The 26,979-nt window shown below is 40.1% G+C and carries 28 protein-coding genes, 2 tRNA genes and 1 pseudogene; 15 read left to right on the top strand and 16 right to left on the bottom strand.

The genetic code is table 11. From position 1 onward, the window contains the following. Positions 1-88 precede the first annotated feature (88 nt). The gene (locus tag FY048_RS08790) at positions 89-1,966 is read left to right on the top strand and encodes a potassium transporter Kup (RefSeq protein ID WP_446090871.1); all 1,878 of its coding nucleotides are present in this window, start codon (positions 89-91) and stop codon (positions 1,964-1,966) included. Between the two features lie 55 nt (positions 1,967-2,021). Here the strand turns inward: FY048_RS08790 and FY048_RS08785 are convergent, their stop codons facing one another. Then, positions 2,022-2,435, bottom strand: coding sequence for a hypothetical protein (locus tag FY048_RS08785; protein ID WP_446090870.1), 414 nt, complete (start codon positions 2,433-2,435; stop codon positions 2,022-2,024). Between the two features lie 255 nt (positions 2,436-2,690). Here FY048_RS08785 and FY048_RS08780 point away from each other — a divergent pair, with 255 nt between their 5' ends. The 3 genes from FY048_RS08780 (at position 2,691) to FY048_RS08770 (ending at position 4,756) form a co-directional block, all read left to right on the top strand. Then, on the top strand, positions 2,691-3,770 hold the full coding sequence (locus FY048_RS08780) for a DNA/RNA non-specific endonuclease (protein ID WP_446090869.1): 1,080 nt from the start codon (positions 2,691-2,693) through the stop codon (positions 3,768-3,770). Positions 3,771-3,868: 98 nt separating this feature from the next. Then, positions 3,869-4,468, top strand: a complete 600-nt coding sequence (locus tag FY048_RS08775; protein ID WP_446090868.1) for a LysE family translocator — start codon at positions 3,869-3,871, stop codon at positions 4,466-4,468. A gap of 45 nt (positions 4,469-4,513) precedes the next feature. Then, positions 4,514-4,756 carry a hypothetical protein gene (locus FY048_RS08770; protein ID WP_252060981.1) on the top strand — a complete coding sequence of 81 codons (243 nt, stop codon included), beginning with the start codon at positions 4,514-4,516 and terminating at the stop codon, positions 4,754-4,756. 10 nt (positions 4,757-4,766) lie between these two features. Here FY048_RS08770 and FY048_RS08765 read toward each other — a convergent pair whose 3' ends face one another. The 3 genes from FY048_RS08765 to FY048_RS08755 all read right to left on the bottom strand — a co-directional run bounded on the left by FY048_RS08765 (position 4,767) and on the right by FY048_RS08755 (position 6,805). After that, a complete protein-coding gene (locus tag FY048_RS08765; RefSeq protein WP_446090867.1) occupies positions 4,767-4,931 on the bottom strand; it encodes a hypothetical protein in 165 nt (54 codons plus the stop codon). 47 nt (positions 4,932-4,978) lie between these two features. Further along, the gene (gene aqpZ / locus FY048_RS08760; protein ID WP_446090866.1) at positions 4,979-5,668 is read right to left on the bottom strand and encodes an aquaporin Z; all 690 of its coding nucleotides are present in this window, start codon (positions 5,666-5,668) and stop codon (positions 4,979-4,981) included. Positions 5,669-5,800: 132 nt separating this feature from the next. Next, complete coding sequence (locus FY048_RS08755) at positions 5,801-6,805, bottom strand: AraC family transcriptional regulator ligand-binding domain-containing protein (RefSeq protein ID WP_446090865.1); 1,005 nt, start codon at positions 6,803-6,805, stop codon at positions 5,801-5,803. 108 nt (positions 6,806-6,913) lie between these two features. On the opposite strand from FY048_RS08755, the gene FY048_RS08750 reads away from it, so the two are divergent. Then, positions 6,914-7,552, top strand: a complete 639-nt coding sequence (locus FY048_RS08750; protein WP_446090864.1) for a hypothetical protein — start codon at positions 6,914-6,916, stop codon at positions 7,550-7,552. Positions 7,553-7,589: 37 nt separating this feature from the next. Here FY048_RS08750 and hisF read toward each other — a convergent pair whose 3' ends face one another. Next, positions 7,590-8,348, bottom strand: a complete 759-nt coding sequence (hisF, locus tag FY048_RS08745) for an imidazole glycerol phosphate synthase subunit HisF (RefSeq protein WP_049837475.1) — start codon at positions 8,346-8,348, stop codon at positions 7,590-7,592. Positions 8,349-8,460: 112 nt separating this feature from the next. Here hisF and FY048_RS08740 point away from each other — a divergent pair, with 112 nt between their 5' ends. From FY048_RS08740 to FY048_RS08725, 4 genes are read left to right on the top strand one after another with little or no spacing between them, the layout of a single operon-like run. Then, on the top strand, positions 8,461-9,411 hold the full coding sequence (locus FY048_RS08740; RefSeq protein ID WP_446090863.1) for a homoserine kinase: 951 nt from the start codon (positions 8,461-8,463) through the stop codon (positions 9,409-9,411). A 10-nt stretch (positions 9,412-9,421) separates the two neighbouring features. After that, positions 9,422-10,051, top strand: a complete 630-nt coding sequence (locus FY048_RS08735; protein WP_446090862.1) for a DUF1294 domain-containing protein — start codon at positions 9,422-9,424, stop codon at positions 10,049-10,051. Positions 10,052-10,087: 36 nt separating this feature from the next. Next, entirely contained in the window at positions 10,088-10,480 is a 393-nt protein-coding gene (locus tag FY048_RS08730) for a DUF4870 family protein (protein WP_016139947.1), read from the top strand. A 3-nt stretch (positions 10,481-10,483) separates the two neighbouring features. After that, entirely contained in the window at positions 10,484-10,789 is a 306-nt protein-coding gene (locus FY048_RS08725; RefSeq protein WP_446090861.1) for an antibiotic biosynthesis monooxygenase family protein, read from the top strand. A 35-nt stretch (positions 10,790-10,824) separates the two neighbouring features. Here the strand turns inward: FY048_RS08725 and FY048_RS08720 are convergent, their stop codons facing one another. Then, positions 10,825-11,727, bottom strand: a complete 903-nt coding sequence (locus FY048_RS08720) for a DMT family transporter (protein ID WP_446090860.1) — start codon at positions 11,725-11,727, stop codon at positions 10,825-10,827. Positions 11,728-11,825: 98 nt separating this feature from the next. On the opposite strand from FY048_RS08720, the gene FY048_RS08715 reads away from it, so the two are divergent. Beyond that, complete coding sequence (locus FY048_RS08715; protein WP_446090859.1) at positions 11,826-12,377, top strand: helix-turn-helix domain-containing protein; 552 nt, start codon at positions 11,826-11,828, stop codon at positions 12,375-12,377. Positions 12,378-12,445: 68 nt separating this feature from the next. Here the strand turns inward: FY048_RS08715 and hisA are convergent, their stop codons facing one another. The 5 genes from hisA to hisB form a co-directional block, all read right to left on the bottom strand. Then, positions 12,446-13,177, bottom strand: coding sequence for a 1-(5-phosphoribosyl)-5-[(5-phosphoribosylamino)methylideneamino]imidazole-4-carboxamide isomerase (gene hisA, locus FY048_RS08710; protein ID WP_336167258.1), 732 nt, complete (start codon positions 13,175-13,177; stop codon positions 12,446-12,448). A 94-nt stretch (positions 13,178-13,271) separates the two neighbouring features. Beyond that, on the bottom strand, positions 13,272-13,913 hold the full coding sequence (locus FY048_RS08705; RefSeq protein WP_446090858.1) for a 3'-5' exonuclease: 642 nt from the start codon (positions 13,911-13,913) through the stop codon (positions 13,272-13,274). 88 nt (positions 13,914-14,001) lie between these two features. Next, positions 14,002-14,544, bottom strand: coding sequence for a DUF805 domain-containing protein (locus FY048_RS08700; RefSeq protein ID WP_446090857.1), 543 nt, complete (start codon positions 14,542-14,544; stop codon positions 14,002-14,004). 152 nt (positions 14,545-14,696) lie between these two features. After that, complete coding sequence (gene hisH, locus FY048_RS08695) at positions 14,697-15,314, bottom strand: imidazole glycerol phosphate synthase subunit HisH (RefSeq protein ID WP_262473166.1); 618 nt, start codon at positions 15,312-15,314, stop codon at positions 14,697-14,699. Next, positions 15,314-15,907: an imidazoleglycerol-phosphate dehydratase HisB gene (gene hisB / locus FY048_RS08690; protein WP_004639787.1), complete on the bottom strand. Its 594-nt coding sequence runs from the start codon at positions 15,905-15,907 to the stop codon at positions 15,314-15,316. Before hisB ends, hisH begins: the two co-directional genes overlap by 1 nt. A 103-nt stretch (positions 15,908-16,010) precedes the next feature. On the opposite strand from hisB, the gene FY048_RS08685 reads away from it, so the two are divergent. From FY048_RS08685 to FY048_RS08675, 3 genes are all read left to right on the top strand, one after another. Further along, the gene (locus FY048_RS08685; protein WP_042895552.1) at positions 16,011-16,394 is read left to right on the top strand and encodes a GNAT family N-acetyltransferase; all 384 of its coding nucleotides are present in this window, start codon (positions 16,011-16,013) and stop codon (positions 16,392-16,394) included. Positions 16,395-16,501: 107 nt separating this feature from the next. Then, positions 16,502-16,577, top strand: a tRNA-Phe gene (locus tag FY048_RS08680). A 126-nt stretch (positions 16,578-16,703) separates the two neighbouring features. Further along, positions 16,704-16,779 (top strand) — tRNA-Phe (locus FY048_RS08675). Positions 16,780-16,951: 172 nt separating this feature from the next. Here the strand turns inward: FY048_RS08675 and FY048_RS08670 are convergent. From FY048_RS08670 to ompR, 5 genes and pseudogenes are all read right to left on the bottom strand, one after another. Beyond that, positions 16,952-17,383 (bottom strand): GNAT family acetyltransferase, encoded by a 432-nt coding sequence (locus FY048_RS08670; protein WP_446090856.1) that lies wholly within the window; start codon positions 17,381-17,383, stop codon positions 16,952-16,954. Between the two features lie 129 nt (positions 17,384-17,512). Continuing rightward, positions 17,513-19,027 (bottom strand): acetyl-CoA hydrolase/transferase family protein, encoded by a 1,515-nt coding sequence (locus FY048_RS08665; RefSeq protein ID WP_446090855.1) that lies wholly within the window; start codon positions 19,025-19,027, stop codon positions 17,513-17,515. 35 nt (positions 19,028-19,062) lie between these two features. Continuing rightward, positions 19,063-19,191: pseudogene (locus FY048_RS08660) on the bottom strand (hypothetical protein). Positions 19,192-19,218: 27 nt separating this feature from the next. Next, positions 19,219-20,676 carry an ATP-binding protein gene (locus FY048_RS08655; RefSeq protein ID WP_446090854.1) on the bottom strand — a complete coding sequence of 486 codons (1,458 nt, stop codon included), beginning with the start codon at positions 20,674-20,676 and terminating at the stop codon, positions 19,219-19,221. A gap of 17 nt (positions 20,677-20,693) precedes the next feature. Continuing rightward, positions 20,694-21,458, bottom strand: a complete 765-nt coding sequence (ompR, locus tag FY048_RS08650) for an osmolarity response regulator transcription factor OmpR (protein ID WP_000060753.1) — start codon at positions 21,456-21,458, stop codon at positions 20,694-20,696. A gap of 668 nt (positions 21,459-22,126) precedes the next feature. Between ompR and FY048_RS08645 the strand changes: the two genes are divergently transcribed. Continuing rightward, a complete protein-coding gene (locus tag FY048_RS08645) occupies positions 22,127-24,475 on the top strand; it encodes a Tex family protein (RefSeq protein WP_446090853.1) in 2,349 nt (782 codons plus the stop codon). Positions 24,476-24,773: 298 nt separating this feature from the next. After that, positions 24,774-26,963 carry a solute carrier family 23 protein gene (locus FY048_RS08640; RefSeq protein WP_446090852.1) on the top strand — a complete coding sequence of 730 codons (2,190 nt, stop codon included), beginning with the start codon at positions 24,774-24,776 and terminating at the stop codon, positions 26,961-26,963. Positions 26,964-26,979: the final 16 nt, after the last annotated feature.

Below are 26,979 nucleotides of genomic sequence, written 5' to 3'. Positions count from 1 at the left end.
TTCTGCCAAGATTTAAGATGAGCATTACAGAAAAAAAATAATAGAGGTGATAAGATTGCGATAAAAATCATATTGGTTTAATTACACAATGCAAAATACGGCCAAAAAAGCAACCTTGCCTGCCACGGCTTTGGCAGCTCTTGGGGTGGTCTTTGGAGATATTGGAACAAGTCCACTCTACGCCCTAAAAGAGTCCTTCCATGCAGCGCATGGGTTGGGAATTAAGCCTGAAAACGTATTAGGAATTTTATCCATTATTTTTTGGTGCTTAATGCTGATCATCAGCATCAAGTATGTCGCTATTGTCATGCGTGCAGATAACAATGGCGAAGGCGGAATCATGGCCTTACTCGCATTGAACTTACGTAAAGCCAAAATTGCCGATAACAAAAAAATCTACATGATTGCGATTGGCTTTATTGGAGCATCGCTGTTTTTTGGTGACGGTATTATTACTCCAGCCATTTCGGTACTCTCGGCAGTCGAAGGCTTGTCTATTGCAACCGATGTGTTTGATCCATTCATCATGCCAATTGCGATTACCATTATCATCGCGTTGTTTTTGGTACAAAAACACGGTACGGCTTTTGTCGGTAAGTTTTTTGGCCCGATTACGATGGTGTGGTTCTTATCATTAGGAATGTTAGGTCTTCACAGTGTCATTCAAACCCCTGTGGTGTTGGGCATGTTTAGTCCACATTGGGCGATTCAGTTTATCTACCACCAACCCCTAATGACCTTTTTCGTTATGGGTGCTGTGGTTTTAACAGTGACCGGTGGTGAAGCACTTTATGCCGATATGGGACATTTTGGACCAGTTCCAATTCGTCTAGCATGGTTCTTTGTGGTGTTGCCGTGCTTGGTTTTAAACTATGCAGGTCAGGGCGCATTGTTGCTCAGAGATCCAGCGGCGATTCAAAATCCGTTCTATTTATTGGTTCCTCAGTGGGCACTTTACCCAATGATTATTATGGCGACCATGGCAACCGTAATTGCCTCTCAAGCTGTAATTTCTGGGGTGTTTTCACTTGCTCGCCAAGCGATTCAATTGGGCTATTTACCACGTTTAAGTATTAAACATACCTCTGAGTCAGAAGAAGGCCAGATTTATGTTCCTTTCTTAAACTGGTTACTTTTAATCGCAATTATTATCTTAATTTTGATTTTCAAAACCAGCTCAAACTTGGCAAGTGCGTATGGTCTCGCTGTAACTTTAACCATGCTGTGTGACACGATTTTAGTTGCTGTGTTCATCTATTCAGCTTGGAAGTGGAGCATGCCAAAAGTGCTACTCCTGATTATTCCATTCTTTGTTTTAGAGTCGGTTTTAGTCGCGGCGACTTCACTTAAAGTGTTGTCGGGCGGTTGGGTGCCATTATTGATTGGTGCGATTGCTGTGACCATCTTAATGACATGGAAACGTGGTCGTGAGCTGACGTTTGCCAAGCTCGAACACGATACTTTGTCGTTAGATTTGTTTGTAAAAAGTATTGGTAATAGTGTGCATTGGGTGCCGGGTGATGCTGTCTTTATGACGGGTACGCCAAACGTTGTGCCACATGCCATGCTTCATAACATTAAGCACAATAAAGTGTTACATCAGCGCAATATTTTGGTGACTGTAGTCATTGAAGATGTACCGTTTGTTGCAGCAGAAGAGCGTATTTCGACAGAAGCCCTAGCTGAACATTTCTATCGTATTAAAATCTTCTACGGCTTTAAAGATGAAATGAATGTACCCAAAGCGCTTATGCAAGCTTATGAGCAGTTAGGTCTTGAATATGACTTGATGCACATCAGCTTCTTTATTTCCCGCGATCGTATTGTTCATTCGGTGGGCGACGGTATGTCTCCATGGAGAGAGAAACTATTTATCTCTATGCAGCGTAATACCAGTCCGGTGAGTGACTTCTATCAGATTCCAACCAACCGTGTGGTTGAGTTAGGCAGTCAAATCGAAATCTAAAAATTGATGTAATAAAAAAACCAAGACAGATGTCTTGGTTTTTTTATGGCTCTGATTATTGAGCTTGAACAGGTGCATCTGCTGGCAAACCACCATCTTTTGCCATTGGGTCTGCCGACTGAGTTGGATCTTGTGGCGCTGGAGACGCCTGATCTTGTGCAGGTGGCACCGCATCCATTGGTGCAGCCGGAGGTGCCATTTCACCGCCTGCTGGAGGCGCTGGTGGAACGTCTGCCGGAATAGGAGCACCCGTAGGCGCTGCATTTGTCGGTGCAGCAGAAACTTGCTGTACTTGTCCGCTATTGACTAAATCGCTAATAGAGCCGGGTTGGCCATTTACCGTTGTAATAACTTTCACTTTAGACAAACTTTCTAAAGTATCTCCTGGCTGGACTGCTGGTTCAGCCAAAGCGGCCATACTACATAATCCCGTGATTACGCCAATACCAATAATCTTTGAATGGATCATTAAGTGGACTCCGATTATATTTTTATCCAAATTTGTGGAGCTAACCATGTCATAAGCAATCAGTGTTTTTCAACGAAAGATACGCAATTCGCGTAATTCAATAGCCAAAGCCTCTCATAATTCCAACAGATTGTTACGTAAGGGGAAATGGAGTTACAAAAAAGATGACCATGTTTTAACCATTTGAAAGATAAGAGATATACTTAAAAAAGCAGGATTGTTAAGCTGCGTGTGGACCGTGGTATTGATAGAAATATGGCAAGTAAAAAACGTAGTAAAGGTACAACCTCATTCTCTCTAAGTGAGCATTTTGGCAAGATTATTCTTGCTTGTATTGCTGCGGGAAGTTTTGCGATTGCATTTGGTAGTGAAAAGATTTCGCAGTGGTTTTCACCTTTAAGTACTAACTCGACTTGCCTTAATCAGTTTTATCGTGAAGTGCCACCCGCTTTAAATAAAGAAAGTTTAAAAAAAGACAGTTATCCGCTGTGCTTTAATGGCTTTAATGTCTTGTATTCAGGCATCTCTAAAACGCCGTTATGGTCGGCTGAACATCTAAGTCCGGAACGTTTAAGCGTTAAAATTAAGCGTGAAGATAGTTTTCATGAAGAAACCCGTATTGATCAAAAGCATCGCTCACTTTTAAGTGACTATCGTGGTTCAGGCTATGACCGTGGTCATATGGCACCGAATGGCGATATGCCAAATAAAAACTCACAGTCAGATAGCTTCTCGCTAAGTAACATGGTGCCGCAAGCGCCTAAAAATAATCAGGAAGTTTGGCGTAAACTTGAAGAAGCGACACGCGCCCTTGCGACTAAACAAAAACAAGATGTATATGTTGTTACTGGCCCTGTTTTTGAGGGCAAACGCCTTAAAACGATTGGCAAGGGTGTCATTGTTCCAACAGCTGTTTATAAAGCGGTATATATACCAAAAACGGGCGCTATTGGGGCTTACTACGCACCCAACAATAACTCTCTACAAGTGAAAGTGGTCAGTGTTTGCTACCTTGAAGAACGCTTAGGCGTTAACCTGTTCCCGCAGTTAACGGAGCAGCAAAAGCGTAATGTCTATCGTCTCCCTTTAACGGTAACTTCGGTTAAGCCAAATCAGAAGTTAGACTATTTACATTGGGATGGTGAGAGCCAGTGTGAACAGGACTTAAACGCCGATCAAATTAAAGCTTTACAAGACCAATTTAAAAAGCAAAAAAGTGGCTCATCAGAACCAATGGAAGCAAAAGTTCCCAGCATTGATGAAGAAACTAGAAAAGCGATTGTGAAACAATTGGTTGATGCCTTGGTGAACTATTTCTTGCAAATATTGAAATAAGCAGCTTTTTTTGATTGTTATTGCAACATTGTAAATATTTAAAATAGAATCCATAGACAGATCTGTCTATGGATTCTATTTTAATAAGGACAATAACAATGTTTGCTTCGATGTTTCTTTTTTCATTTGCAATGTCTATTACCCCCGGTCCAGTGAATACCGTCATTTTATCGACCAGTTTAAATCATGGTTTAAAAAGATCGCTTCCTTACATTTCAGGCGCCACAATCGGTTTCACCTTACTTTTGATTTTTATGGCATTTGGTCTTCAAAGTTTATTAACTCAGTTTCCTGTTGTATTAAAAATTCTTGCGATTTGTGGAACGCTATTTGTCTGTTATATCGGCATAAAAATTATTCTTTCTGCCACCAATATTTCAATTTCAAGTGCTCCTGTAGAACAGATGATCATTCCTAATTTTAAAGATGGTTTCTTGTTACAGTGGCTCAATCCGAAAGCATGGTTAGCTTGTGTGTCGGGCATTACTATGTTTACAAGCATTGAAAACCCGCAGTCGTTGCCGATCTTTATCGTTATTTACTTCTTCACTTGCTATGCGTGTTTATTCTTTTGGGGGCTATGTGGCGATAAATTTTCAGTCGTATTGAATCAGGGCAACCGTTTGAAATATTTTAATATCTTGATGGGAGCATTTTTAATTTTATCGGCACTTTTAATTTTGATTGATTTTTTTTAAATTGGTCGTATTACACTGTGAAGATATAACAACGAGACAAGACCTATGTTTAAGCCATTTGAAAAGGGTACAGAGTCTTCTTCAATTGAAGATTTAACATTAGAAAATGATGTCGATTGCGTCAGCATTTATGGCAACTTGCAAATCACCAAAGACAAAGTCGGATTAGAACAAGCGAAGGCTTTACAGAGCTTTTTAAACGAAGTGGTTGCGACTTTGGAAAAAGAAGAATTGCCAGAGAAAATTGAACGTCCAGCTGAACAAGAAATTAATAATCCGTTTTTGTAATTTATGCATTTTATGAGTGATGTTTAGCATAGTTATGCTGCCATACAGTCTTTAATACCACGTTAGGTCTTATTGAGTTTGTATAGACATTTCTTACTTTTGAAAGCCCAAAAGTAAACAAAAGGCTTTGTTGATCAGAGGGTAAATCCATGTACCCCTGCTCAACAGGTGACATCCATGTCACCCACCGCGATAGCATATTGAGGCTATAGATATAAAGAATTAATCCTTATCCCCAGCAACAACCTTATAAATAAGTGCACCAATTACAGCACCCAAAATCGGTGCCACCCAGAACAACCACAACTGACTTAAAGCAGCAGTTTCAGCAAAGAACGCCACACCTGTACTACGTGCAGGGTTCACAGAAGTGTTCGTGACTGGAATACTGATTAAGTGAATAAGCGTTAAGCCTAAACCAATCGCAATAGGGGCGAAGCCAGCAGGTACACGACCATGTGTTGATCCTAAAATAATGATTAAGAAGAAAGCTGTAAGTACCACTTCAATAATAAAAGCAGAACCTAAGCCAAACTTGTTTGGTGATAAATCACCGAAACCATTTGAAGCAAAACCACCAACACCGCTAAAGCCCGCTTGGCCTTGAGCAATAATGTAGAGAACAAAAGCAGCAGCAGTCGCACCGACCACTTGAGCAACAATATAGGGAATTAAATCTTTAGCATCGAAGCGGCCGCCGACCCAAAGGCCAACACTTACCGCGGGATTAAAATGTCCACCTGAGATATGCCCTAGAGCATAAGCGCCTGTGAGTACGGTTAAACCAAAGGCAAGGGCTACACCTGCAAAGCCAATACCAAGTTCAGGGAAAGCTGCGGCTAATACTGCGCTACCACAACCACCAAAGACTAGCCAAAACGTACCTAGAAATTCAGCAAAATATTTATTCATTCTGATTACTCATTTATTTAATCTATTTTAATTAATGTGAAATACGTCACATAAATTTAAAGCATGTGACTATATGAAATTTTTGTTTTCAGTGTTGTTTTAATCAAGAAAAGATTTGTAAGTTTTGGTAGGTTATTCTTTGTCTAAAAAGTGTTCTCTCCATTGCTGTGGTGTTTGATCAGTCCAATGTTTAAAAGCTCTTTGAAAAGCACTTTGTTCCGAGTAACAAAGCAAAAGCGCAATCTCTTGTAAGCTTAAATGCGGGTCTTTTAAATATTCAGTTGCGAGCATGAACCGCACTTGCTGAACACGTTCTTGAAAGGTGGTGTCTTGTTGTTGCAAGTGGCGTTGGAGTTGTCGGACCGAAAGGCCGAGCTGAGCAGCAATATATTCAATTTGATATTGATTCTTTTGTAGTCCAGTCAAAATTGAATGCTGTAAACGCTGATCAAGTTGGGTTGAATTTGGTAATTGCTCTAACAGCGCTTGTGCTTGCTGAACCAATAATTGTTGCAGAGTATGGTCGGCGCTGCTAAGCGGCTTATGAATTTCCGTAATTGGAATGAGTAACTCGGCACGTGGCTGGCTAAAACGAACGGGACATTGAAAGTATTGTTCATAAACCCTAATGTTTTTGGGTGCAGCATTTAAGAAATGTACTTCATGTAAATGCACATCTTCATGAGACATAAAAAGACGTAAGAATTGAATCACCAGTGCAATCGCGATTTCATCGGTAAGTTGAGTCGGGTGGAGTTCTGTGGCTTCCCAGCGAATAGAACCATATCTTCCTTGTAGCTCAACGACTAAAGGGCTGCCGTCATAAATCAAGCGGTGAAAATCATGATAGCGAATCAAAGCTTCACCTAAGTTATCGCAAGACAGAGCAAGGTAGGCAATAATTCCTAAGTGTTTTGGTTGTACATATTTGGCAATTTCTAGGCCTAATCCCGGCTTCGGATCTAGTTTATAAATGACTTCTAATAGATCGCGCCAAATGACATAGTCAAAGCGTTCCAGATTTTGAACTTGTTCTAATTGTTCAGGAATAGCTAATTCATTAGCTTCACAATAAGCTTTTAATAGATGTCCCAGTCCTCCATATACTGAGCCTGTATAATTTTTTAATTGTGGCATCCCTAACCACCTCTTTCTTGTCGTAATTTGTCAATGAAACCATAAATTCTGGTCAATACCTAGCATAACGAATTTTATATTCTGAATAAAAGAAAAAGGAGTTAGGTGATGTTAAAAGGGTTCATTGCAGGAATTGCGGTTGCAAATGCATTTGAATGGGTGGCGCATAAATATATTTTGCATGGTGTACACCGTGCTGGAAAACCGCGCTATAGCCCCGTGCCAAAAAGCATGGAGTCTCATTGGGCACACCATCGTGAAGTCCGTAAGCAGCAATTTCATGATGATTGCTATGTGGAGGGCGTTGGTAACTGGCGAACTAAAAATGAGTTAATTTCACTGGCAGTTGTGGCAACGGTTTCAAGCGCAATTTTTTACCCGTTTTCAAAAGGTATGGCACTCGCAGCTTGGTACAGTGCAGGAAATTATTATTATATTCATCGCCGTGCACATTTAGAGCCTGACTGGGCAAAGCGTAAAATTCCTTGGCATTACGATCACCATATGAACTCTAATCAAGACGCTAATTGGTGTGTAACTAAACCTTGGTTTGACTATGTAATGGGAACACGTGTGGTGTCTTCGGCAGATTTAAAAGAACAAAATCCTTTGGGTGTTCGTTTACCTACTGCATTTGCTAGACCATTGTCTCAAGCTGTAGAAAAAATCTTTCCTGCAAAATGGGTCGAGAAAAAAGAAAAGCCTGAACTTAATACTGAGGTGAATGCAGTAGACGGTGCTGCATAAAAAAAGGGGCATATCGCCCCTTTAAATATCAATAAGCTTACAAGCGCATTTCGATGCCTTGATCAGCTAAATATTGCTTAGCTTCTGGAATCGTATATTGGCCAAAGTGGAAAATACTTGCTGCCAATACTGCATCGGCACCACCTTGTAAAATCCCGTCTGCTAGATGTTGTAAGTTACCTACACCGCCTGAAGCAATGGTTGGAATGGTAACGCGGTCATTAATGGCACGCATTAAAGCAATGTCGTAACCTGCTTTAGTACCATCGGCATCCATACTGGTAATGAGTAATTCGCCCGCACCGTAGTCAGCCATTTGTACAGCCCACTCAATGGCATCAATACCCGTTGGTTTACGGCCACCGTGAGTAAAGATTTCCCATTTGTTGTCGCCAGTTTTTTTGGCATCAATCGCAACCACAATACATTGCGCGCCAAAGTGCTGAGAAGCTTCTTGAACAAATTCTGGGTTAAATACGGCGGCTGAGTTAATACTCACTTTGTCTGCACCTGCATTTAATAACGCACGAATATCTTCAACCTTACGTACACCACCACCGACAGTTAATGGCACAAATACAGTCTCGGCCATACGTTCAACAGTACGGTAAGTGGTATCGCGTCCATGATGTGTAGCGGTAATGTCTAAGAAAGTAATTTCGTCTGCACCTTGTTCGTTATAGCGACGTGCCACTTCAACAGGGTCGCCAGCATCACGAATATCGAGGAATTGAACGCCTTTAACTACGCGTCCGTTATCAACGTCTAGGCAAGGAATAATACGTTTAGCAAGCATAGCTTTTTCCAAAAATAATCGCCGTTGGTGAAAGTTCCTACACAGGCGCTACACCTTCATGGAGGGAAGAGGTATTCTATCAAACTTCACAGATGTTTTTTGCAGGTTTTCCATGTCGGTTTATACCCCGTTGAGTTTAGATGAAGTTCGCACCTTTGCTGCACCTTATGGATTAGAGGTGTTGGAGCTGAACCCAATTCAGGGAGGTATTCAAAACACCAATTATTTTCTGGTTGATGTAAACCGCAAACAATATGTACTCACCGTTTTTGAAGAGTTAGATGCACAAGGGGCGGGCGAGCTCATTCCTGTTCTTGAACAATTGGGGACTCATGATGTACCTGTTGCTGTACCGTTAAAACATAGTGGACAAGCGGTTCACGTGATTGCAGAAAAGCCTGCACAGATTGCACCACGTCTCATGGGTCACCATCCCATGCAAACGACAGTAGCGCAAGTTGCCGCAATTGCAGACGCACAGGCGAAGCTACATGTGGCTTTACAAGATTTTCCGCTTGAGCGTGAATATAGACGTGATCATCAATACTGGACAGGCGTTGCAGAACAGCTTAAACCAAATATGACTCAAGAAGATCAAGCTCTACTTGAGCAGGTCTATCAAGCTTTTAATGCTAAAACAGCGCAGTATTCAAACCGACCAACGGGTTTTATTCATTCAGATTTGTTCCGAGACAATACCTTGTTTGAAGGTGAGCAGCTACAAGGTATTTTAGATTTCTATGAGTTAAATCAAGATGAATTACTGTTTGATATTGCGATTACCATCAATGATTTTTGTACCGAATACCCAGCAGCACATTTAAACTCGGACAAAGTGGCAGCTTACTTAGCGGCATATCAAAAAGTTCGTGTGCTTACTTCAGATGAACTTGAGTGTTTAGATGTATTCTTAGCAATGGCGGCATGTCGTTTTTGGTCAATGCGTTTGCAAGTTGCTCAAAAAAATAAAGAAGAAGGACGTACCGGCGATGACATTTTGCAAAAAGATCCGCAAGAAATGCGAGCAATGATGCAAGATCGTTTGAGCCACGTAAAAGGATAAAGGAATAAAGATGCGAGATCAGGGGCGATTAGTCGAATGGTTCGACGAAAAAGGTTATGGCTTTATTCAGCCAGATGATGCTGAAAAAGAGCGAGTCTTTTTGCATATCAAAGATTTTGCACGCCCCGGACCTCGGCCAATTATTGGCTGTGCGCTGGAATATTTGATTATTCTCGATGAACAAGGTCGCTTTCGTGCCCAGCAGGTCACCTATTTAAAAGCATCTCAAACTCGTAAAACGTCAAAGCCTGTAAAAGCACAATCTTCATTTCAAGCTAAACCATGGTCGGCAATGCAAATGGGGATCGTGTTTTATTTCGTTTTAATGGGAATTATGAGTTTTATCCATGTTTTACCAGCCTATACCGTATTGTTTATTTTAATGATGAATGTGCTGAGCTATTGGTTATATTCACAAGATAAAGAAGCTGCACAATTGGGTAATCGCCGTGTGCCTGAGCAAACATTGCACATTGTCAGCTTTTTAGGAGGCTGGCCTGCCGCATGGTGGGCACAACAAAAATTGAGACATAAAACACAAAAACAACCATTCCGTAAGATTTATTTTTGTACCATATTCCTTCATTTACTTTTGATTTTGTGGCTAATTTCTCCCTTAAACGTATTGCGGGGCTCATAAAAGTAAATCGTTTTATTAAACTTGAGAGGTATAAAAATGAATAGTTCTATCGACCAAGATTCAAATCGTACTTTAACGCTTATTTTATATGTACTTTATATTGTCGCTATTTTTACAGGCGGCTTACTTGCGGTTATTGCTTTAATTATTAACTATGTAAAACGTTCCGATGTGCAAGGTTCAATTTTTGCGAGCCACTTTACATGGCAAATCAGAACATTCTGGTGGTATCTCGCTTGGAATATTATTGCCTTTCTGCCGTTTATTTTCTTGTTTTTCACGGGTGAAAATACTGATCTATTTGCAGGCGTTGCAATCTCATCGACCGTATTCTGTGTAGGTGTAATTGGTGCTGCGTGGATCTGGATTGTATATCGTGCAATTCGCGGCTTGATTGCTTTAAATGATAACCGTCCGATGTATCAATAAATCATGATTATTGAACATGTGCATTTGAGTATAAAGTCTGGGCAAAGTGAAGCATTTCTTGAAGCTTTCGAGCAAGCTAAACATATTGTTTATCCAATGGAGGGCTTCAATGCTGTCCAACTCATTAGACATGTAACTGACCCACATCATTATATTTTAATGATCTTTTGGGATGAGATTGAAAATCATACAGAAGGGTTTAGAAAGTCTGAGGCTTATCAGGAATGGAAAGCATTGCTCCATCCATTTTATGAGCCAATGCCAACAGTTGAGTACTACCAACCCTCTATATTATTGAAGAAAAAATAATAGACATAAAAAAGAGAGCGTTAAGCTCTCTTTTTTTATTCTCGTATACTTTTGACTTTTTTGCTTGGCAACTTAAGTTTTAATTCACTCACTAAAACACCTAATACCACTAAAGCACCACCCAAAAGAGCAATAACTGGTAAACGCTCACCCGCAATTCGACCAATAATTCCTGCCCAAACAGGTTCTCCTGCATAAATAATTGCAGCACGGGAAGGATCAACCATACGTTGAGCCCAGTTCATCACAAATTGAATAAGCGCACTGGCTAAACCTAATGCAACAGCAAGGAGTACAAGTGGCCATGAAAATGCAGGAATTGTATGTTCACCCACCACAGGCATAATGGCAAAAGAAACCAGAGAGGCTACAGCGAGTTGAATGACGGTGACACGACGTAAATTTACTTTTCCAGCAAAGTAACTAATAAAAATAATTTCTAAAGCAATCGCAAGTGATCCGAGTACTGTTACAAGCTGTCCAAAACTTAAAGAGATTTGTTCAAAACCATTACCTGTCAATAAAATAAGGCCAGCAAAAGCAAGAGCGGCTCCCACCCAAGTCATAATGTGTGGAACTTTTCTAAAGATGAGCCACATTAAAAGTGGAACAAGCGGCACATAAAGTGACGTTAAAAATGCAGATTCACTACTTGGAATAGTCTGAAGACCAATCGTCTGTGTGCCATAACCTGCCGCAATGACTAAGCCAATCACACTGCCAGCGCCTAAGTCTTTTAAAGTAATGCCTTTAATACTCTTTAACGAAATAAGCAGCAAGGTAAGCGCCGCGACAGCAAAGCGGCAGCCCACAAAAAACATAGGCGATGAAAAATTCAGTGCATATTGCACAGTAAGAAATGTTCCACCCCAAATGATCGTAATCAAAACGAGTGCTAACTGTGGGGCTTTGCTTGAACTCAAAGAAATTGGTGACATATTCAAATTAGAAAGAGTTGTGCAATATACTGCACATATTGCGCTATTCTTCTATTTTGTGCAATATATTGCTCATATTTTATTTGCTGCGTTAATTTATGAGCCAGTCCAGTACCGTTTTACAGCATGTCGGCACAAATATCCGTTCCTTAAGAGATGAACGAGATTTAAGCCAACAGGACTTGGCCGATCAGGCAGGGGTGAGCAGACGGACAATCGCAGCTTTGGAAACAGGGCAGGTCAACATTAGCTTAGCTAAACTTGATTCGATTGCGGCGGTGTTGGGTGTGGATTTTAGAACGATTGTGAGTGCACCTGAGCATAAAGAACAAGCTTTGGTCAATGCACTTGCTTGGCAAGGTGAAAAAGAAGAAAGCAGAGCGACTTTTTTGGCTTCAGTTCCGTCTCGTTCGCAAGTTGAGCTTTGGACATGGTCGTTAGCAGTGGGGGAGTCTTATGTTGCTGAAGCAGACCCGGAAGGATGGCAAGAGCTTATTTATGTATTAGAAGGTGAGTTAACCATACAATTTGCAGATAGTTCAAAAACCATCGTTGCTGGTTCTTCATTTATATATGCTAGTTCAGTGACTTACACCTATATCAATAGTGGTAATCAGGTACTTAAATTTATTCGTAATGTGGTGTATTGATTTAAATGTAACTTTCATATCAGTAATAAAAAAGAGCCTAAACAGGCTCTTTTTTTACATCTTAAAAATTAAAGACGGTTTTCATCTAACAAAAGCTGAGCTTCACGAAGGTTTAGAGTACCTTCATAAATTGCACGGCCTGTGATCGCACCTAAAATGCCTGGTTGGCCTATTAGGTTGCGAACGTCATCAAGGTTAGTTACACCGCCTGAAGCAATTACTGGTAAGCCTGAATATTGAGCCAAGTTTACAGTTTGTTCAACGTTTACACCTTGCATCATGCCGTCACGCGCAATGTCTGTATAAACAATGCTAGACACACCTGCATCTGCAAAGCGTTTCGCTAAATCTGTTGCTTTAACGTCAGTAACGTTTGCCCAGCCGTCAGTTGCAACCATGCCATTTATCGCATCAATACCAACAATGATGTGACCAGCAAAGCGTTTACAAGCTTCTTCTACAAATTCAGGCTCTTGAACTGCTTTAGTACCGATAATAACAAAAGTCACGCCAGCTTCTAAGTAGTGTTCAATTGTTTCTAATGAGCGAATACCACCACCAATTTGAATTGGTAATTCTGGCTGAGCTTTAGCAATTGCTTCAACAACAGGCTTATGAATTGGAGTGCCTGCGAAAGCGCCATTCAAATCGACCAAATGCAAACGACGTGCGCCTTCATTTACCCAATGTTGGGCAGTTGCAACCGGATCATCAGAGAAAACGGTATCGTCTTCCATACGCCCTTGTTTTAAACGCACACATTTACCATCTTTCAGGTCAATTGCAGGAATGATTAGCATGCTTCCGCTCCTTGCTTCATCATGATTATGAAATTTTGCACATCTTAGCAAAGTATTGATCAATCGCTAAGCCTTAGAAAAGACTTTTATAACTTTACGCTTGAAGTGCAGTTTGAATAGTTTGAGAAATGTGAGTGGGTAATAGTTTTTGTTTTCTGAGCTCTTCAAATACCAATAAAGCAGCATATGCATCGGCGGCAGCGTAGCTTATTTGCTGAGAGCTAAGCGGCTTTCGTGCCCAATTTGAAGTTCCAATTTTTTTCGACTTTGCAAGATATCGCCCAAATAACAGTGCAACCGCTTTTTGTACACCCATTTGCTGTGTAAAACCGAAGTGGCTAAAGCCTTTAGCAAGATCGACACAACTTTCCAGTTCAATGCCTTTTTTATGAAAAATGTGTTTATCATTTTTAAGGCCAAAGCCGACTTTAATTTGCAGAGGATTAGATAAAATGGGTTGTAAGAATTTTAAAGTGAATGAATTTACATGAAACAGATATGCTTTTTTTTCAGTAGCCAGTTGAATAAGATGTGGACCAGTTGAGACTTCACCCACCCGAAACGTAGGTTTAGATTCTGAATCAAACCCTAGAAAATGGGCTGCTTTTAATTCATTTTCAATACTTTTATATTGCTCAATATTTTCAATGACCACAATATTGTGATGTGTAAGATTCTCGAAAGGAGGAAGCTGCTGAATAGAGGCTTTATCAAGGAGGGGAGAGGCTTCGGACATATTTAACAGCGTACAAGAGAATTGAGCTATTAGCTTTATATAGGAATAAAGCCTAGAGAACTAGGCTTTATCAATGATTTAATAATGTTTATGGTTGGCTTGTTGAGCTAATTTTAATTTGTTGACTTTTTTCAATGTAAGTTTGATAGCTTGGGACTGCTATTGCAATAATGGCAACAATAAAGAGGATTGGAATAATGACAATATAAATCCAACCCAATATACGCTCCCAACTTGGCGTTGCCCGCGCTGGACCGTAGTCGTTAGTACCTTCATCACCTTTAGCTGCAAAAAGATAAATCATAAGGCCAATATTTACCAAGGGTACGAGTAGAAGTAGTGACAGCCAACCACTATGATTTCGATCATGTAAACGACGAATCATAAGTATAAAAGTAGAATAGAAATATGCGATATAAAGAACAAATAATAAAATGAACCCAACCATGACAGGTACATTACTGCTGGGTTCAACTACCAGACCTGCGGTCATACCAATCACTGCAAAAGCACTAGTGAAAATAATACCGTAAAGCAGTAACCATGCTGCATAAGAGAGTCGTCCCAAACGACCACTTGCTTTAAAGGGCGAATCTTGTTGGAGTGGTTGATTTTCAAAAGGTGAATTCATTTTATTTTCCTGATCATTTGGTTTTATATAAAAGTTTGAATCTTCAATATTTTGTTGAATAAAAAATCATTTTATAAATGACTAGATTGTTATTATAAATAAAAAAATAGATCAGGCCATCACGACCTGATCTATTTTAGTTTTAAATGAAATTAAATATTCCATTCCACAAAGTTTTTAAGTAACTGCAAACCAGCAGTATGGCTTTTCTCTGGGTGGAATTGAGTCGCAAATAAATTATCTTTGTGAATTGCTGTGCAGAAGTTCACACCATAGTCACAGGTCGCAGCCACAACGCTTTCATCTTTAGGTTCGACATAATAACTATGTACAAAGTAAAAACGTGCATCTTGCTCAATGTTATTCCACATCGGATGGCTTGGGTCCAGTTGCTGAACCTGATTCCAACCCATATGCGGCACTTTTAAGCCTTCCATTTGAGGGAAGTGTTTTACTACACCTTCAAAAATACCTAGGGCGTCTACACCGCCATTTTCTTCTGAGCTTTGTAGCAGTGCTTGCATGCCTACACAAATCGCAAGAACTGGTTTATTAAAAGCGGCTTGACGTACAACTTCATCAATGCCCGCTTCACGCATACCTTGCATACAGTCGCGCATTGCGCCAACACCTGGAAAAACAATTTTGTCGGCTTTTGCAATTAATTTTGGATCATTAGTCACATCGACTGTTGCACCGACATGCTCAAGGGCTTTAGCCGCTGAGTGTAAATTGCCCATGCCATAATCAAGCAAAGCGATACGTGTCATCAGAGGCTACCTTTTGTCGATGCAATCGTGTTTTCTGCACGTGGATCAACTTCACATGCCATACGTAAAGCACGAGCTAGCGCTTTGAACACACTTTCAATTTGATGGTGGCTATTTTTACCTTTCAAATTATCGATGTGTAAGGTCATAAGCGCATGGTTTACGAAACCTTGGAAAAACTCAGAAAATAAATCGACATCAAATGTACCAATACGGGCACGTGTAAATGGAATATCCATGAATAAACCTGGGCGACCAGATAAATCTACAACAACTCGAGATAGAGCTTCGTCTAATGGTGCATAAAAATGACCATAGCGTTTTAAACCTTTTTTATCACCTAAAGCTTGTGCAAAAGCTTGTCCAAGCGTGATACCACAGTCTTCTACGGTGTGGTGATCATCAATATCGAGGTCTCCGTCACAATGAATATCGATATCAAATAAGCCATGTCGCTTGATTTGATCAATCATATGGTCTAAAAATGGAACTCCGGTGTTTAGTGTGCCTTGACCAGTACCATCGAGATTTAAACGAACTCGAATTTTGGTTTCATTGGTATTTCTAACCACTTCACTGATACGTTGCGTCATGGACACGTTCCTCAAAAAAACGTCAAAAATGATTGGATGTTAACGACAATTTCGCTGTGACGAATTCGTGACAGCATCATAGTTTGCTCAGGAGGGTTAATCAATGCCTATTACCGTACACGCTTATAGTTCTCTAGATAATTCAGAGATCCGCGATCAGCTTGAGCGACTGTATGATACAAGTCCGGAGTTTGGCGACGGGCACGATGCGATTGAACAACTTGAACAAGATTTACAACAGTATACCACGCTATACACTGCTGAATTTAACACCAAAATTATAGGGGCAATCTGGTCTTCAGGACAAGGTGAAAGCAAAGTACTTGAATATATTGTGGTGCATCCTGCTAACCGGGGTCGTGGGGTAGCAGAGCGCTTGGTTGAAGAAGCTTGTCGTATAGAAGAGTCAAAAGGTGTAAAGATTTTTGAGCCGGGTTGTGGGGCTATTCATCGTTGTTTGGCCCATATTGGTAAATTACATAGCTAAATATCCATGCTAAATAAGTAGGAGTGATTTAAAAATAATCACTTGTTACAAAAAATACGGAAGTGTCTTGACGTGATCATATAAACATTGTTTAATACGCCCACTTCGGCGTGATAGCTCAGTAGGTAGAGCAACGGATTGAAAATCCGTGTGTCCCCAGTTCGATCCTGGGTCTCGCCACCACTATATGTGTTTTCAATCCCTGATCCCATCAGGGATTTTTTTTGAGTATAAAAAATACTCATTTAAATCATAAACTCAGGATAATAGTTGACTATTCTTCTGAGATACGGCTTAATACAGGCCAACGGCGTGATAGCTCAGTAGGTAGAGCAACGGATTGAAAATCCGTGTGTCCCCAGTTCGATCCTGGGTCTCGCCACCATATTCGAAAAAGCCTCATACATAACGTATGAGGCTTTTTTCATGCTTGTGATTTTATCTGAACCATTATTTGTTTAGTTGTGGGTAAAATGAGATTTATCCACAAGTACATTCACTTATCCCCAAACTCAGATTATTTTCTGTGTTATGCCAAAATGATAATAAGTAAGGCTCTAATCATGTGAACTATCGTTAATTAGACGTTTTCCTAAACAAACCGCTTCTACTTCGTCATAACCGAGCTGTTCATAAAAATTCAGTACATTTAGATTATCTTTACGCACCAATAATTGAAGTTTTGGGCAGCCTCGCGCAATCAACCGTTTTTCAAGCTGCTGAACAAGCGCTGTAGCTATTCCTAAGCGTTGTTGGTGGGGAAGAACAGCCAAATAATTAATCCAGCCTCTATGGCCGTCATAGCCGCCCATCAGCGTGCCAATGAGTTGCTTATCTTTAATAGCAACTAGAAATAAATCATCTTGTTGTGAGACTTTTCTGAAAATATCGGTTTCAGGATTATTCCAAGGACGAGTTAGACCGCAGCTTTCCCATAAAATGACGACATCTTCCAGATCCGCATTTGTAAATTGACGAATGATAAACATATAGATTTCTACTTTTTGTTTTGATGTGCTCAAAAGATAAAATAAAAATTCGAGCTTGAGCAGTGTTTATTAATAATTTAAACAAATAAAAAAGCACCCCCGTAGGAGTGCTTGAATTTAACTAGTTATTTAAGCTGATTTTGCAACTGGTGCTGCTTGAAGCATTTGACCTGTTTCTTCGAAGTTTGCATGCCAAGACAATGCCTCACGAAGTAAATGAGGAGTGTGTCCACCTTTAGCACATGCACGATCAAAGTAATCATTTAATGCATCACGGTAAAGTGGGTGTACACAATTGTCGATAACGACACGAGCGCGTTCACGAGGTGCTAAACCGCGTAAGTCTGCTAAACCTTGTTCTGTCACTAAAATATCAACATCATGTTCACTGTGGTCAACATGGCTCACCATTGGCACGATAGAAGAGATATCGCCGCCTTTCGCAATTGATTTGGTCACAAAGATTGCCAAGTGAGCGTTACGAGCGAAGTCACCTGAACCACCAATACCGTTCATCATTTTAGTACCACATACGTGAGTCGAGTTCACGTTACCGTAAATATCAAACTCAAGCGCAGTATTAATGCCGATAATACCTAAACGGCGAACCAGTTCAGGGTGGTTAGAAATTTCTTGTGGACGAAGTACTAATTTGTCTTTGTAAGCTTCGATATTGCCAAAAACTTTCTCGCCACATTTTGCAGAAAGCGTAATTGAGCTACCAGAAGCAAATTTCATTTTGCCTGCATCAATGAGTTCAAAAGTACAGTCTTGTAATACTTCTGAGTACATGATGAGGTCTTCAAAGTCAGAATCTTTTAAACCTGTTAATACAGCATTGGCAATAGAACCGATACCCGCTTGTAATGGGCCAAGGCTCTTCGGTAAACGACCTTCAGCAACTTCTTTATTAAAGAAAGCAATGAGGTGGTTCGCAATACCTTGAGTTTCATCATCTGGCGGAGTTACCGTTGATGGTGAATCGTGAGTATCGTTAAATACAATACCGACAATCTTTGCAGGATCGATTTGGATTGCTGATGTACCAATACGCTCATCCACTTTTGTTAATGGAATTGGAGTACGTGTTGGACGGTAAGTTGGAATATAGATGTCGTGCAAACCTTCAAAGCTTTCGCTTAAAGATGTGTTGATCTCAACAATAACTTTCTCGGCAAAAATAGCGAAACTTGCAGAGTTACCTACAGAAGTTGTTGGAATAATGCCGCCATCTTCAGTAATTGCAATTGCTTCAATTACTGCAACATCAGGACGTTTAAGTTGTTGGTTACGCATTTGCTCAACAGTTTCAGACAAATGTTGATCAATAAACATAACTTCGCCATTGTTAATGGCACGACGTAAAGTGTTGTCCACTTGGAATGGCATACGACGAGATAAAACACCTGCTTCCGTGAGTTGTTTGTCTAAGTCGTTACCTAAGCTTGCACCCGTAATTAACGTGATTTTTAACGGATTTTTCTTTGCAATTTCTACAAGTGCTTGTGGAACAGCTTTAGCTTCACCAGCACGAGTAAAACCACTCATACCTACGGTCATTCCATCTTCGATGAATTGTGCAGCTTGTTCAGCACTGATGACCTTGTCATGAAGAGAAGCTAGGCGAATACGACTTAAAGACATTGGACATCCTCAGAATTGTCAAAACATAGGCGATTTTAGCTATGAAAAATTGAAAAGTGCATAGGTGTTAGGCTAAGGTCTAATTTTGTAAATAAATGGTGGTATAAATTATATTTATGGTTTTTATTTTATTGATTTTTAATTATTTTATTTGTCTTTAAAATGAGGCTTTTAATAATCAATTGGTTAAATTAAAAGCGCTCACTAAAAGTTTGTTTTATTTTTTCTAATGGATTGATCGAGCTATTTTCTTCAGTAACTGGTTTTGGAATGGGTAAAGAAATAATAACTTCTAAACCGCCTTGTTCACGGTTGTGAATTTGAATTTCACCATGATGAATATCGACAATACGTTTGACAATCGCCAGCCCAAGTCCACTACCTTGAATTGTTCTTGCGGCGTCTCCACGGACAAAAGGCTGCATTAAATCTTCAATTTGATCTGGCGGAATACCTTCACCATGATCGGCAACGATAATTAAAATATTTTCATTTTCAACTTTTGCACTTAGATCTATGGGTTCAGCACCATAGCGTTTTGCATTATTAATCAGGTTGGCAATCAGTCGTTTTAAAGAAAGGCTACGTGCGGGAATGATGGGCACATCCTGCATCTCGAAGTGAATATCAAGCGGCTTGAACTGGACAACCAGCTCTTGCAAAAGCATATTGATATTGGTGTCTTTCAACTCTTCATCTGAGCCATCACGCATATACGAGATAAACTGATTAAGAATTGCATCCATATCGTCTACGTCATAGACCAGACCTTCACGTAAGAACTCATCAGGTAGCATTTCTGCTGTTAAGCGGATGCGTGTTAGAGGAGTGCGCAAATCATGTGAAATACCGGCCAACATAATACGTCTTTCACGCTCGGTTTGATCAAGCGTATAGACCATACGGTTAAAGGCTTGGTTTACTTGGCGTATTTCTAATGGACCATGATTGGTATCTAAGTAAGGTGCAGTTCCAGACTTACTATATTCATTGGCAGCATTCTGCAAACGACGCAGAGGGCGGTTCATTTGTCTGACCAAAATCAAAATAATGATAGCCGACAGTAATGGAACGCCAACGACCCAACCAATTAAGAGTTCAGGACTATAGTTTGCATAGGTTTTTAAAGGCTCTCGGACCCAGTTCCCATGCATTTCAGGTGTTTGAATCCAGATACGTGGGCTAGGCTTAAACTGGAAGTAAACCGTAACATCCTTAGCCCCAATCTCATTTGCCAGCTTTTGCTCGATTTGATTGGTAAATAACTCAGCAATTACTTTATCGCGGACACTTGGATATTCTTTGGGGTTGGTAACGTATTCAATACCAACACGATTACGTAACCACTCATCAATATCGACTTCATTTCCGCGGTGAAAAATCCGTATATCCGGATTATTGACGAGCTCAAGTTCAACTGCAAGATAACGAGCGTGTTGTTGAATTTCAGGTAAGTAAAGAGTGCGCCAAAAGAACCATAACGACATAAATAAGCTAAAAAATACCACCAGCAGTACCAGAATAGTGGTACGCATGGCAGCAGAGCGTGGCTTAATTTTGTCGAGAAAACGTTCCCACCGAGTTCGTTTCCGTTCTGAGTAGGTCGCGTAATCAGTAAAATTTTGTGGCGCTATTGGTTCTAAACTCACTCTATCTTATCTCAAGCTTATTCCGCACCATCTGGAACAAATACATAACCCACGCCCCATACCGTTTGGATATAACGTGCACGTGCAGGATTATCTTCGATTAAACGGCGTAGACGAGAGACTTGAACGTCAATTGAACGTTCCATCGCACCCCATTCACGGCCACGAGCCAAATTCATGAGTTTGTCGCGCGTTAATGGTTCACGTGGGTGTTGTACCAATGCTTTTAATACTGCAAATTCGCCAGTCGTTAAGGTAACGATTTGTCCTTCGCGTGTCAGCGTGCGGGTAGATAAGTCTAAAGACCATGGTCCAAAGCTTACAACTTCAACTTGTTGGCTTGGAGCACCGGGAACTTCACGAACTTGGCGACGCAATACAGCACGGATACGGGCTAAAAGTTCATTTGGGTTAAATGGTTTTGGTAAGTAATCGTCTGCACCAGCTTCCAGACCTGCAATACGGTCTGAATCGCTACCACGCGCTGTTAACATGATAATAGGTGTATCAATATTTGATTGGCGTAAACGACGGCAAATACTTAAGCCATCTTCAACTGGCAACATAAAGTCGAGGACGATAAGTGAAAATAACTCACGTTGTAATAGACGATCCATTTGTGAAGCATCATGGGCAGTTTTTACAACAAAGCCTTTATCTTCCAAAAAACGTTGCAAGAGGGTACGTAAACGCACATCGTCATCGACCACTAAAATACGTTCGACACGATCCGTTTCGTTGTGTACGGTTTCAGGATGTTCAGCAGGTACAACTAAACTCATGATGTACTCCCTTTTAAAGTCATAATTTATATATTATTGGGTCGGTGAGGCTTATTGCCAACAAGCCCTCAGTATAATGCCGATGTTCTTGTTAAGACTATGTATCAATTTGCTCAAAATTACAATTTTCGAGGTGGTTTGAAACCAAAAAACAACATCTTAAGCCCATAATTTAGCAAAGACTGATCTAAAAAAACAAATACTTAAATATTTGATAAATTTTTAATAATTAAATAGTAATAACTAATTGTTTCAAATAAGTTATTTTAGTTAAACCAACTTGGTTGTTATAAAGCTTTTAATTGGTGAAGTAAGCAGATGGTTGGGTTGGTTAAAAGATTGGACGAATAAAACCTTGTTGAATCGCTATATTTTTAGCTTTTGAGGAATGTATCAATATGATCATTTTCTCATAATTTATAATAAAATTTTGTCACTTTCATGACACAAGGCCTACGTTTATATTTTATAAAGATTAAAAAACAGAGCTCAGCCTCAACTTTTTCATACTTGAACTCCTGTTTTTATGTGCTCTAGTAGTCGTAAAAACTATAAATATTCAGAGTCAATACAAAAAAACGTTTTGAATACGCAAACAAGTGTGGATTTTATGGGCTTGGTCTTTATAATCAGTGCTTTTAAACTTTATCCTTGTGGGATCAAACACGATGACTGACTTAGTTCAGCAGTTGGCAAGTGAGCTTGCCGTACGTCCAAACCAAGTAGAAGCTGCCATCCGCTTAATTGATGAAGGTGCCAGTGTTCCATTTATTGCCCGTTACCGTAAAGAAGTAACACAAGGTTTAGATGATACGCAGTTACGCCAATTAGATACTCGTTTAGCGTATTTACGTGATTTATATGAGCGCCGTGAAAAGGTTATTCAGTCATTGCAAGAACAGAATAAATTGAGTGATGACTTGTTGGCGCGGGTGAATGCAGCCGAAACAAAAAATGCTTTAGAAGAAATTTATGCACCGTATCGCCCTAAGCGTACAAGTAAATCTTTTAAAGCAAAAGAAGCAGGTTTAGGACCAATTGCTGAAAAAATTATTGCAGAACAAGTTGACCCGACAGAAGCATTAGCTGGTTTTAGTCACGAAGACTACCCAGATGTTGAAAGTCAGTTAGATGCGATTCAGCACATTCTGATTGATGACTGGGCGCAAAATATTTCACTTACTACAGAATTAAAAACAACTTTTGCAAAAAGTGCCGTTTTAAAAAGTGCGGTTGCATCTGAAGAAAAGAAAGAAGTTGGTAAAAAATTCCGTGACTACTTTGAATTCTCTGAAGGTCTAAACAAATTACCTTCTCATCGTTTATTGGCGATGTTACGTGGTCGTCAAGAAAACGTATTGGGTTTGAAAGTAGATGGTGAAGATGATGCACCATTGGCGCTTATTGAAACTGAATACAACCTTGAGCAAATTCAACCTCAAGCACGTCAAGATTTCTTAAAGCAAACTGCAAAATTATTCTGGTTAGGTAAGATTCGTCCTCAAATCGAACATTCATTGCTGACAGAAAAACGTCTTACTGCCGAAGCAGAGGCAATGCAGGTATTTGCTGAAAATCTTCGTCATTTATTATTGTCAGCGCCAGCTGGTAGCCGTACGACTTTGGGTGTTGACCCTGGTATTCGTACAGGTGTGAAACTGGCAGTAATCAGCGATGCAGGTGATGTACTTGCTCACAGCACGATTTATCCATTTGCTCCAAAAGAAGATAAAGAAGGCTCAATTGCTGAACTTACGCGTCTATGCCGTGAATATAATGTAGAGCTCATTGCAATTGGTAATGGTACAGCTAGCCGTGAAACAGAAGCTGTTGTTGCTGAAATGATGGCTGCGAATACTGATTTGAATTTAACACGAATCACTGTAAGTGAAGCGGGTGCATCTGTTTACTCTGCAAGTGAACTTGCATCGGCAGAACTTCCAGAACTTGACGTTTCAATTCGTGGTGCAGTTTCTATTGCTCGCCGTTTACAAGATCCACTTGCTGAACTTGTTAAGATTGATCCGAAATCAATTGGTGTGGGCCAATATCAACACGATGTGAACCAGACTGGTTTGGCAAAAACACTTGATGCAGTGGTAGAAGACTGTGTGAATGCTGTAGGCGTTGATGTAAATACCGCTTCACCAGCAATCTTGGCTTATATCGCAGGTTTAAACAAAGCAATTGCTCAACAAATTGTTGAATACCGCAAAGAGCATGGTCGTTTTGACAACCGTCAAGCGTTGAAAAGCGTACCACGTTTAGGTGAGCGTACTTTTGAGCAGGCAGCTGGTTTCTTACGTATTCAAAATGGTTCTGAACCTTTAGATGCCTCTTCAGTTCACCCTGAAAGTTATGGTCTTGTTGAGAAAATTGTTGCAGCAAAAGCAACAACTGTTAAAGACATCATCGGTAATACCGAAATCATTCGCCAAGTAAAAGCTGATGAATTTGTTGATGACAAATTTGGTTTACCAACAATTCAAGACGTTTTAGCTGAACTTGAAAAACCGGGTCGTGACCCACGTCCAGAGTTCCGTACTGCTAAATTCCGTGAAGATATTACTGAAGTTGGTCAATTGACAGAAGGTATGCAGCTTGAAGGTGTGATCACTAATGTCACAAACTTTGGTGCCTTTGTTGATATTGGTGTACATCAGGATGGCTTAGTTCATATTTCTGAATTAGCAAATGAATTTGTATCTGATCCGCATAAAGTTGTAAAACCGGGCCAGATTGTACAAGTGCGTGTTATGCAGGTTGATGTTGAACGTAACCGCGTGAACTTAAGTATGCGTGCTGAAGGTTCTGCACCTGTTAAAGCGCCGCGTCCACCACGTCGTGAGCAAAATACAGAACAGCGTTTTGAGCGTAAACCTCAAGCTAAGCGTCCTCAACCGCGTAAAGATCAAGCTGAACGCCCTCAGCGTAGCAAGCAAGATAAACCACAAGAACAAAAGATCGGCGGTTTAGGTGCATTGTTACTACAAGCAGGGATTAAAGGCTCTAAATAAGAGTTTTAATTGATAAAAAGGCCTCCAATCGGAGGCTTTTTTTATGGGTTAAGAATTATTTTTTAACAGTTATATAAAAGCAAATAAGAAAAAAATCGCAGTCGTAAAGATGAGGTGAATCTTAAGATCAACAAAAACGTTGTGAAACCTACAATCAAATATACAACGTTATAGCATAACTCAACTTTAACGATATTCAGTTGTCCGACACCATCAACCAAGCCTTGAAGCAATTAATCACTTTCAGGCTGTAATAGTACAACTTTGCTTATTTCTTTATATTATAAATGGTTGTTTTATGTCGGTTTTAAACCTGAAAAATAGATTTCATTTAAAAGACCTCCTGTCCGGAGTTGTCGTATTTCTTGTGGCATTACCGCTGTGTTTGGGTATCGCTTTAGCCTCAGGAGCTCCCATTATCTCTGGCATTATTGCTGGTATTGTTGGTGGTATTATTGTTGGTTTACTGAGTGGTTCCCACATCAGTGTAGCCGGACCAGCAGCAGGACTAACTGCTGTCATCCTTGTACAGTTAGAACAATTAGGCGGCAATTATGCCGCCTTTTTATTGTGTATTATTTTCGCAGGTGTTCTACAAATTCTATTTGGATTATTTAAGTTAGGTTTTTTTGCAAACTTTATTCCAAATAATGTCATTTTAGGATTACTGGCGGCCATTGGTGTCATCCTGATTGCGACACAATTACCTTATCTGTTCGGACTTTCTGATTTTTCATGGAAACAGGTTTGGACATCAACACCAGACGCATTCCTTCAACGTTTTGATGGAGGAGCTGCACTCATTGGTTTGCTCAGTTTATTCTTAATTTTAGCGTGGGATAGCAGCCCACTCAAAAAACTAGCTTTACCTTCTGCTCTGATTGCAGTTGTGTTGGCAGCGGTTTTAAATTTTATTTTGGTGAGTATTGGCTCACCCTGGGCAGTGCAAGTTGATAACCTCATTCAATTGCCGAATATATTGCAAGCACCCGAAGAAGTATTAATTTTCCCTGATTTTAGTTACTTAGCTGAGCCTATGATTTACACAGGAGCAATTACGCTTGCTGTCGTGGCATCGTTAGAAACATTATTGAATCTGGAAGCGGCAGATAAAATCGACCCTCAAAAACGTTCTTCTCCTCCTAACCGTGAACTCTGGGCACAAGGTACAGGTAACATTATTTCGGGCTTAATTGGTGGAATGCCTGTGACCTCGGTTATTGTGCGTAGTTCGGTGAATGCAAATACAGGCGCGCGTAGTAAATGTTCCACCATTATTCATGGTGTATTGTTGCTGTTAGCGGTTTTGTTCTTCGTGCCATTAATGAACATGATTCCTTTGTCTGTATTGGCTGCGATATTAATCGTGACAGGATTTAAGCTTACTCATCCAAAACTATTTAAACAGCTCTATCAAAAGGGCTGGAAACAGTTTTTACCTTTTATTATTACCTTAGTTGCAATTTTGCAGACCGATCTTTTAATGGGAATTTTAATTGGTCTGTTCACCAGTAGCGCTTTTATTCTCTATGGCAATTTTAATAAGGGTATTCGTGTTTATAGAGAGAAGCGTTTGCATGGCGTAGTGACTCGTATTGAGCTTCCTTCACAAGTCACCTTTCTTAATCGTTCTGCGCTTATTTCGGCATTGGAACATGTGCATAAACATCAACAACTCATTATTGATGCAACTCAATGTGATTCGATCGATCCTGATATCTATCAAGTTATTCAAGATTATCAAAGTGAAACGGCCATTAAACGCCAAGTAAATCTTAAACTGGTCGGGTTCAAACAGCACTATCAAGACGTTGATGATGCGGTACTTGATATTGATATTAGTACACATGATTTGCAACAAAAGCTGAGTCCCCAACAGGTCGTAAACTTACTTAAAGAAGGGAACGAACGTTTTGTAAAAAATGAACGTCTTCAACGAGATATTTATCGACAAATTCGTGTTACTGCAGATGAAGGACAACATCCGATCGCGGCAGTGCTTGGTTGTATGGACTCACGTGCACCTACCGAAATGATTTTTGATGTGGGTATCGGTGATCTGTTTAGCTTACGAATCGCAGGTAATATTGCTGGGCAAAAGGTATTAGGCTCTCTTGAGTTTGCTTGTCAGGCTAAAGGCTCTAAAGTGATTGTAGTCTTAGGGCATACCGATTGTGGTGCGGTTACGAGCGCCTGTCAATTACGCTTAGAGCATAAGCAGGTGGCTGACGTGAAGGAAATGCCACATATTCAATATGTGCTTGGGCCGTTAATGCATTCGGTTGATAGTGTATATGACATTATGCAGCCACGTGATCTAAGTAAAGCCTTTATCAATCAGGTGACTGCTATGAATGTTCACTACAATATTCAATACATCATTAACCAGAGTAACGTCTTAAAAGATATGGTTGAGCGAGGTGAGATTGCAGTTGTGGGTGCAATTTATGATGTAAAAACAGGCCATGTTCAGTTTCTGGATGGGTAATATTTTTAGTTAAAAA

The sequence above is a fragment of the Acinetobacter sp. 1124_18A genome (genome assembly GCF_052824995.1).
The sequence above is the reverse complement of the archived record's forward strand: the minus strand, read 5'-3'. Positions and strand labels throughout refer to the sequence as shown.

Coding starts and splice junctions, on each gene's coding strand:
- FY048_RS08735 (WP_446090862.1), top strand. CDS start 9,422: ATGCGAGATCAGGGGCGATTAGTCGAATGGTTCGACGAAAAAGGTTAT.
- hisA (WP_336167258.1), bottom strand. CDS start 13,177: ATGCTAATCATTCCTGCAATTGACCTGAAAGATGGTAAATGTGTGCGT.
- aqpZ (WP_446090866.1), bottom strand. CDS start 5,668: ATGAATAAATATTTTGCTGAATTTCTAGGTACGTTTTGGCTAGTCTTT.
- ompR (WP_000060753.1), bottom strand. CDS start 21,458: ATGAGTTTAGTTGTACCTGCTGAACATCCTGAAACCGTACACAACGAA.
- FY048_RS08705 (WP_446090858.1), bottom strand. CDS start 13,913: ATGTCCGAAGCCTCTCCCCTCCTTGATAAAGCCTCTATTCAGCAGCTT.
- FY048_RS08640 (WP_446090852.1), top strand. CDS start 24,774: ATGTCGGTTTTAAACCTGAAAAATAGATTTCATTTAAAAGACCTCCTG.
- FY048_RS08670 (WP_446090856.1), bottom strand. CDS start 17,383: ATGTTTATCATTCGTCAATTTACAAATGCGGATCTGGAAGATGTCGTC.
- hisB (WP_004639787.1), bottom strand. CDS start 15,907: ATGACGCAACGTATCAGTGAAGTGGTTAGAAATACCAATGAAACCAAA.
- FY048_RS08720 (WP_446090860.1), bottom strand. CDS start 11,727: ATGTCACCAATTTCTTTGAGTTCAAGCAAAGCCCCACAGTTAGCACTC.
- FY048_RS08785 (WP_446090870.1), bottom strand. CDS start 2,435: ATGATCCATTCAAAGATTATTGGTATTGGCGTAATCACGGGATTATGT.
- FY048_RS08700 (WP_446090857.1), bottom strand. CDS start 14,544: ATGAATTCACCTTTTGAAAATCAACCACTCCAACAAGATTCGCCCTTT.
- FY048_RS08770 (WP_252060981.1), top strand. CDS start 4,514: ATGTTTAAGCCATTTGAAAAGGGTACAGAGTCTTCTTCAATTGAAGAT.
- FY048_RS08775 (WP_446090868.1), top strand. CDS start 3,869: ATGTTTGCTTCGATGTTTCTTTTTTCATTTGCAATGTCTATTACCCCC.
- FY048_RS08755 (WP_446090865.1), bottom strand. CDS start 6,805: ATGCCACAATTAAAAAATTATACAGGCTCAGTATATGGAGGACTGGGA.
- FY048_RS08665 (WP_446090855.1), bottom strand. CDS start 19,027: ATGTCTTTAAGTCGTATTCGCCTAGCTTCTCTTCATGACAAGGTCATC.
- FY048_RS08725 (WP_446090861.1), top strand. CDS start 10,484: ATGATTATTGAACATGTGCATTTGAGTATAAAGTCTGGGCAAAGTGAA.
- FY048_RS08730 (WP_016139947.1), top strand. CDS start 10,088: ATGAATAGTTCTATCGACCAAGATTCAAATCGTACTTTAACGCTTATT.
- FY048_RS08790 (WP_446090871.1), top strand. CDS start 89: ATGCAAAATACGGCCAAAAAAGCAACCTTGCCTGCCACGGCTTTGGCA.
- FY048_RS08645 (WP_446090853.1), top strand. CDS start 22,127: ATGACTGACTTAGTTCAGCAGTTGGCAAGTGAGCTTGCCGTACGTCCA.
- FY048_RS08750 (WP_446090864.1), top strand. CDS start 6,914: ATGTTAAAAGGGTTCATTGCAGGAATTGCGGTTGCAAATGCATTTGAA.
- hisF (WP_049837475.1), bottom strand. CDS start 8,348: ATGCTTGCTAAACGTATTATTCCTTGCCTAGACGTTGATAACGGACGC.
- hisH (WP_262473166.1), bottom strand. CDS start 15,314: ATGACACGTATCGCTTTGCTTGATTATGGCATGGGCAATTTACACTCA.
- FY048_RS08765 (WP_446090867.1), bottom strand. CDS start 4,931: ATGTCACCTGTTGAGCAGGGGTACATGGATTTACCCTCTGATCAACAA.
- FY048_RS08685 (WP_042895552.1), top strand. CDS start 16,011: ATGCCTATTACCGTACACGCTTATAGTTCTCTAGATAATTCAGAGATC.
- FY048_RS08715 (WP_446090859.1), top strand. CDS start 11,826: ATGAGCCAGTCCAGTACCGTTTTACAGCATGTCGGCACAAATATCCGT.
- FY048_RS08780 (WP_446090869.1), top strand. CDS start 2,691: ATGGCAAGTAAAAAACGTAGTAAAGGTACAACCTCATTCTCTCTAAGT.
- FY048_RS08740 (WP_446090863.1), top strand. CDS start 8,461: ATGTCGGTTTATACCCCGTTGAGTTTAGATGAAGTTCGCACCTTTGCT.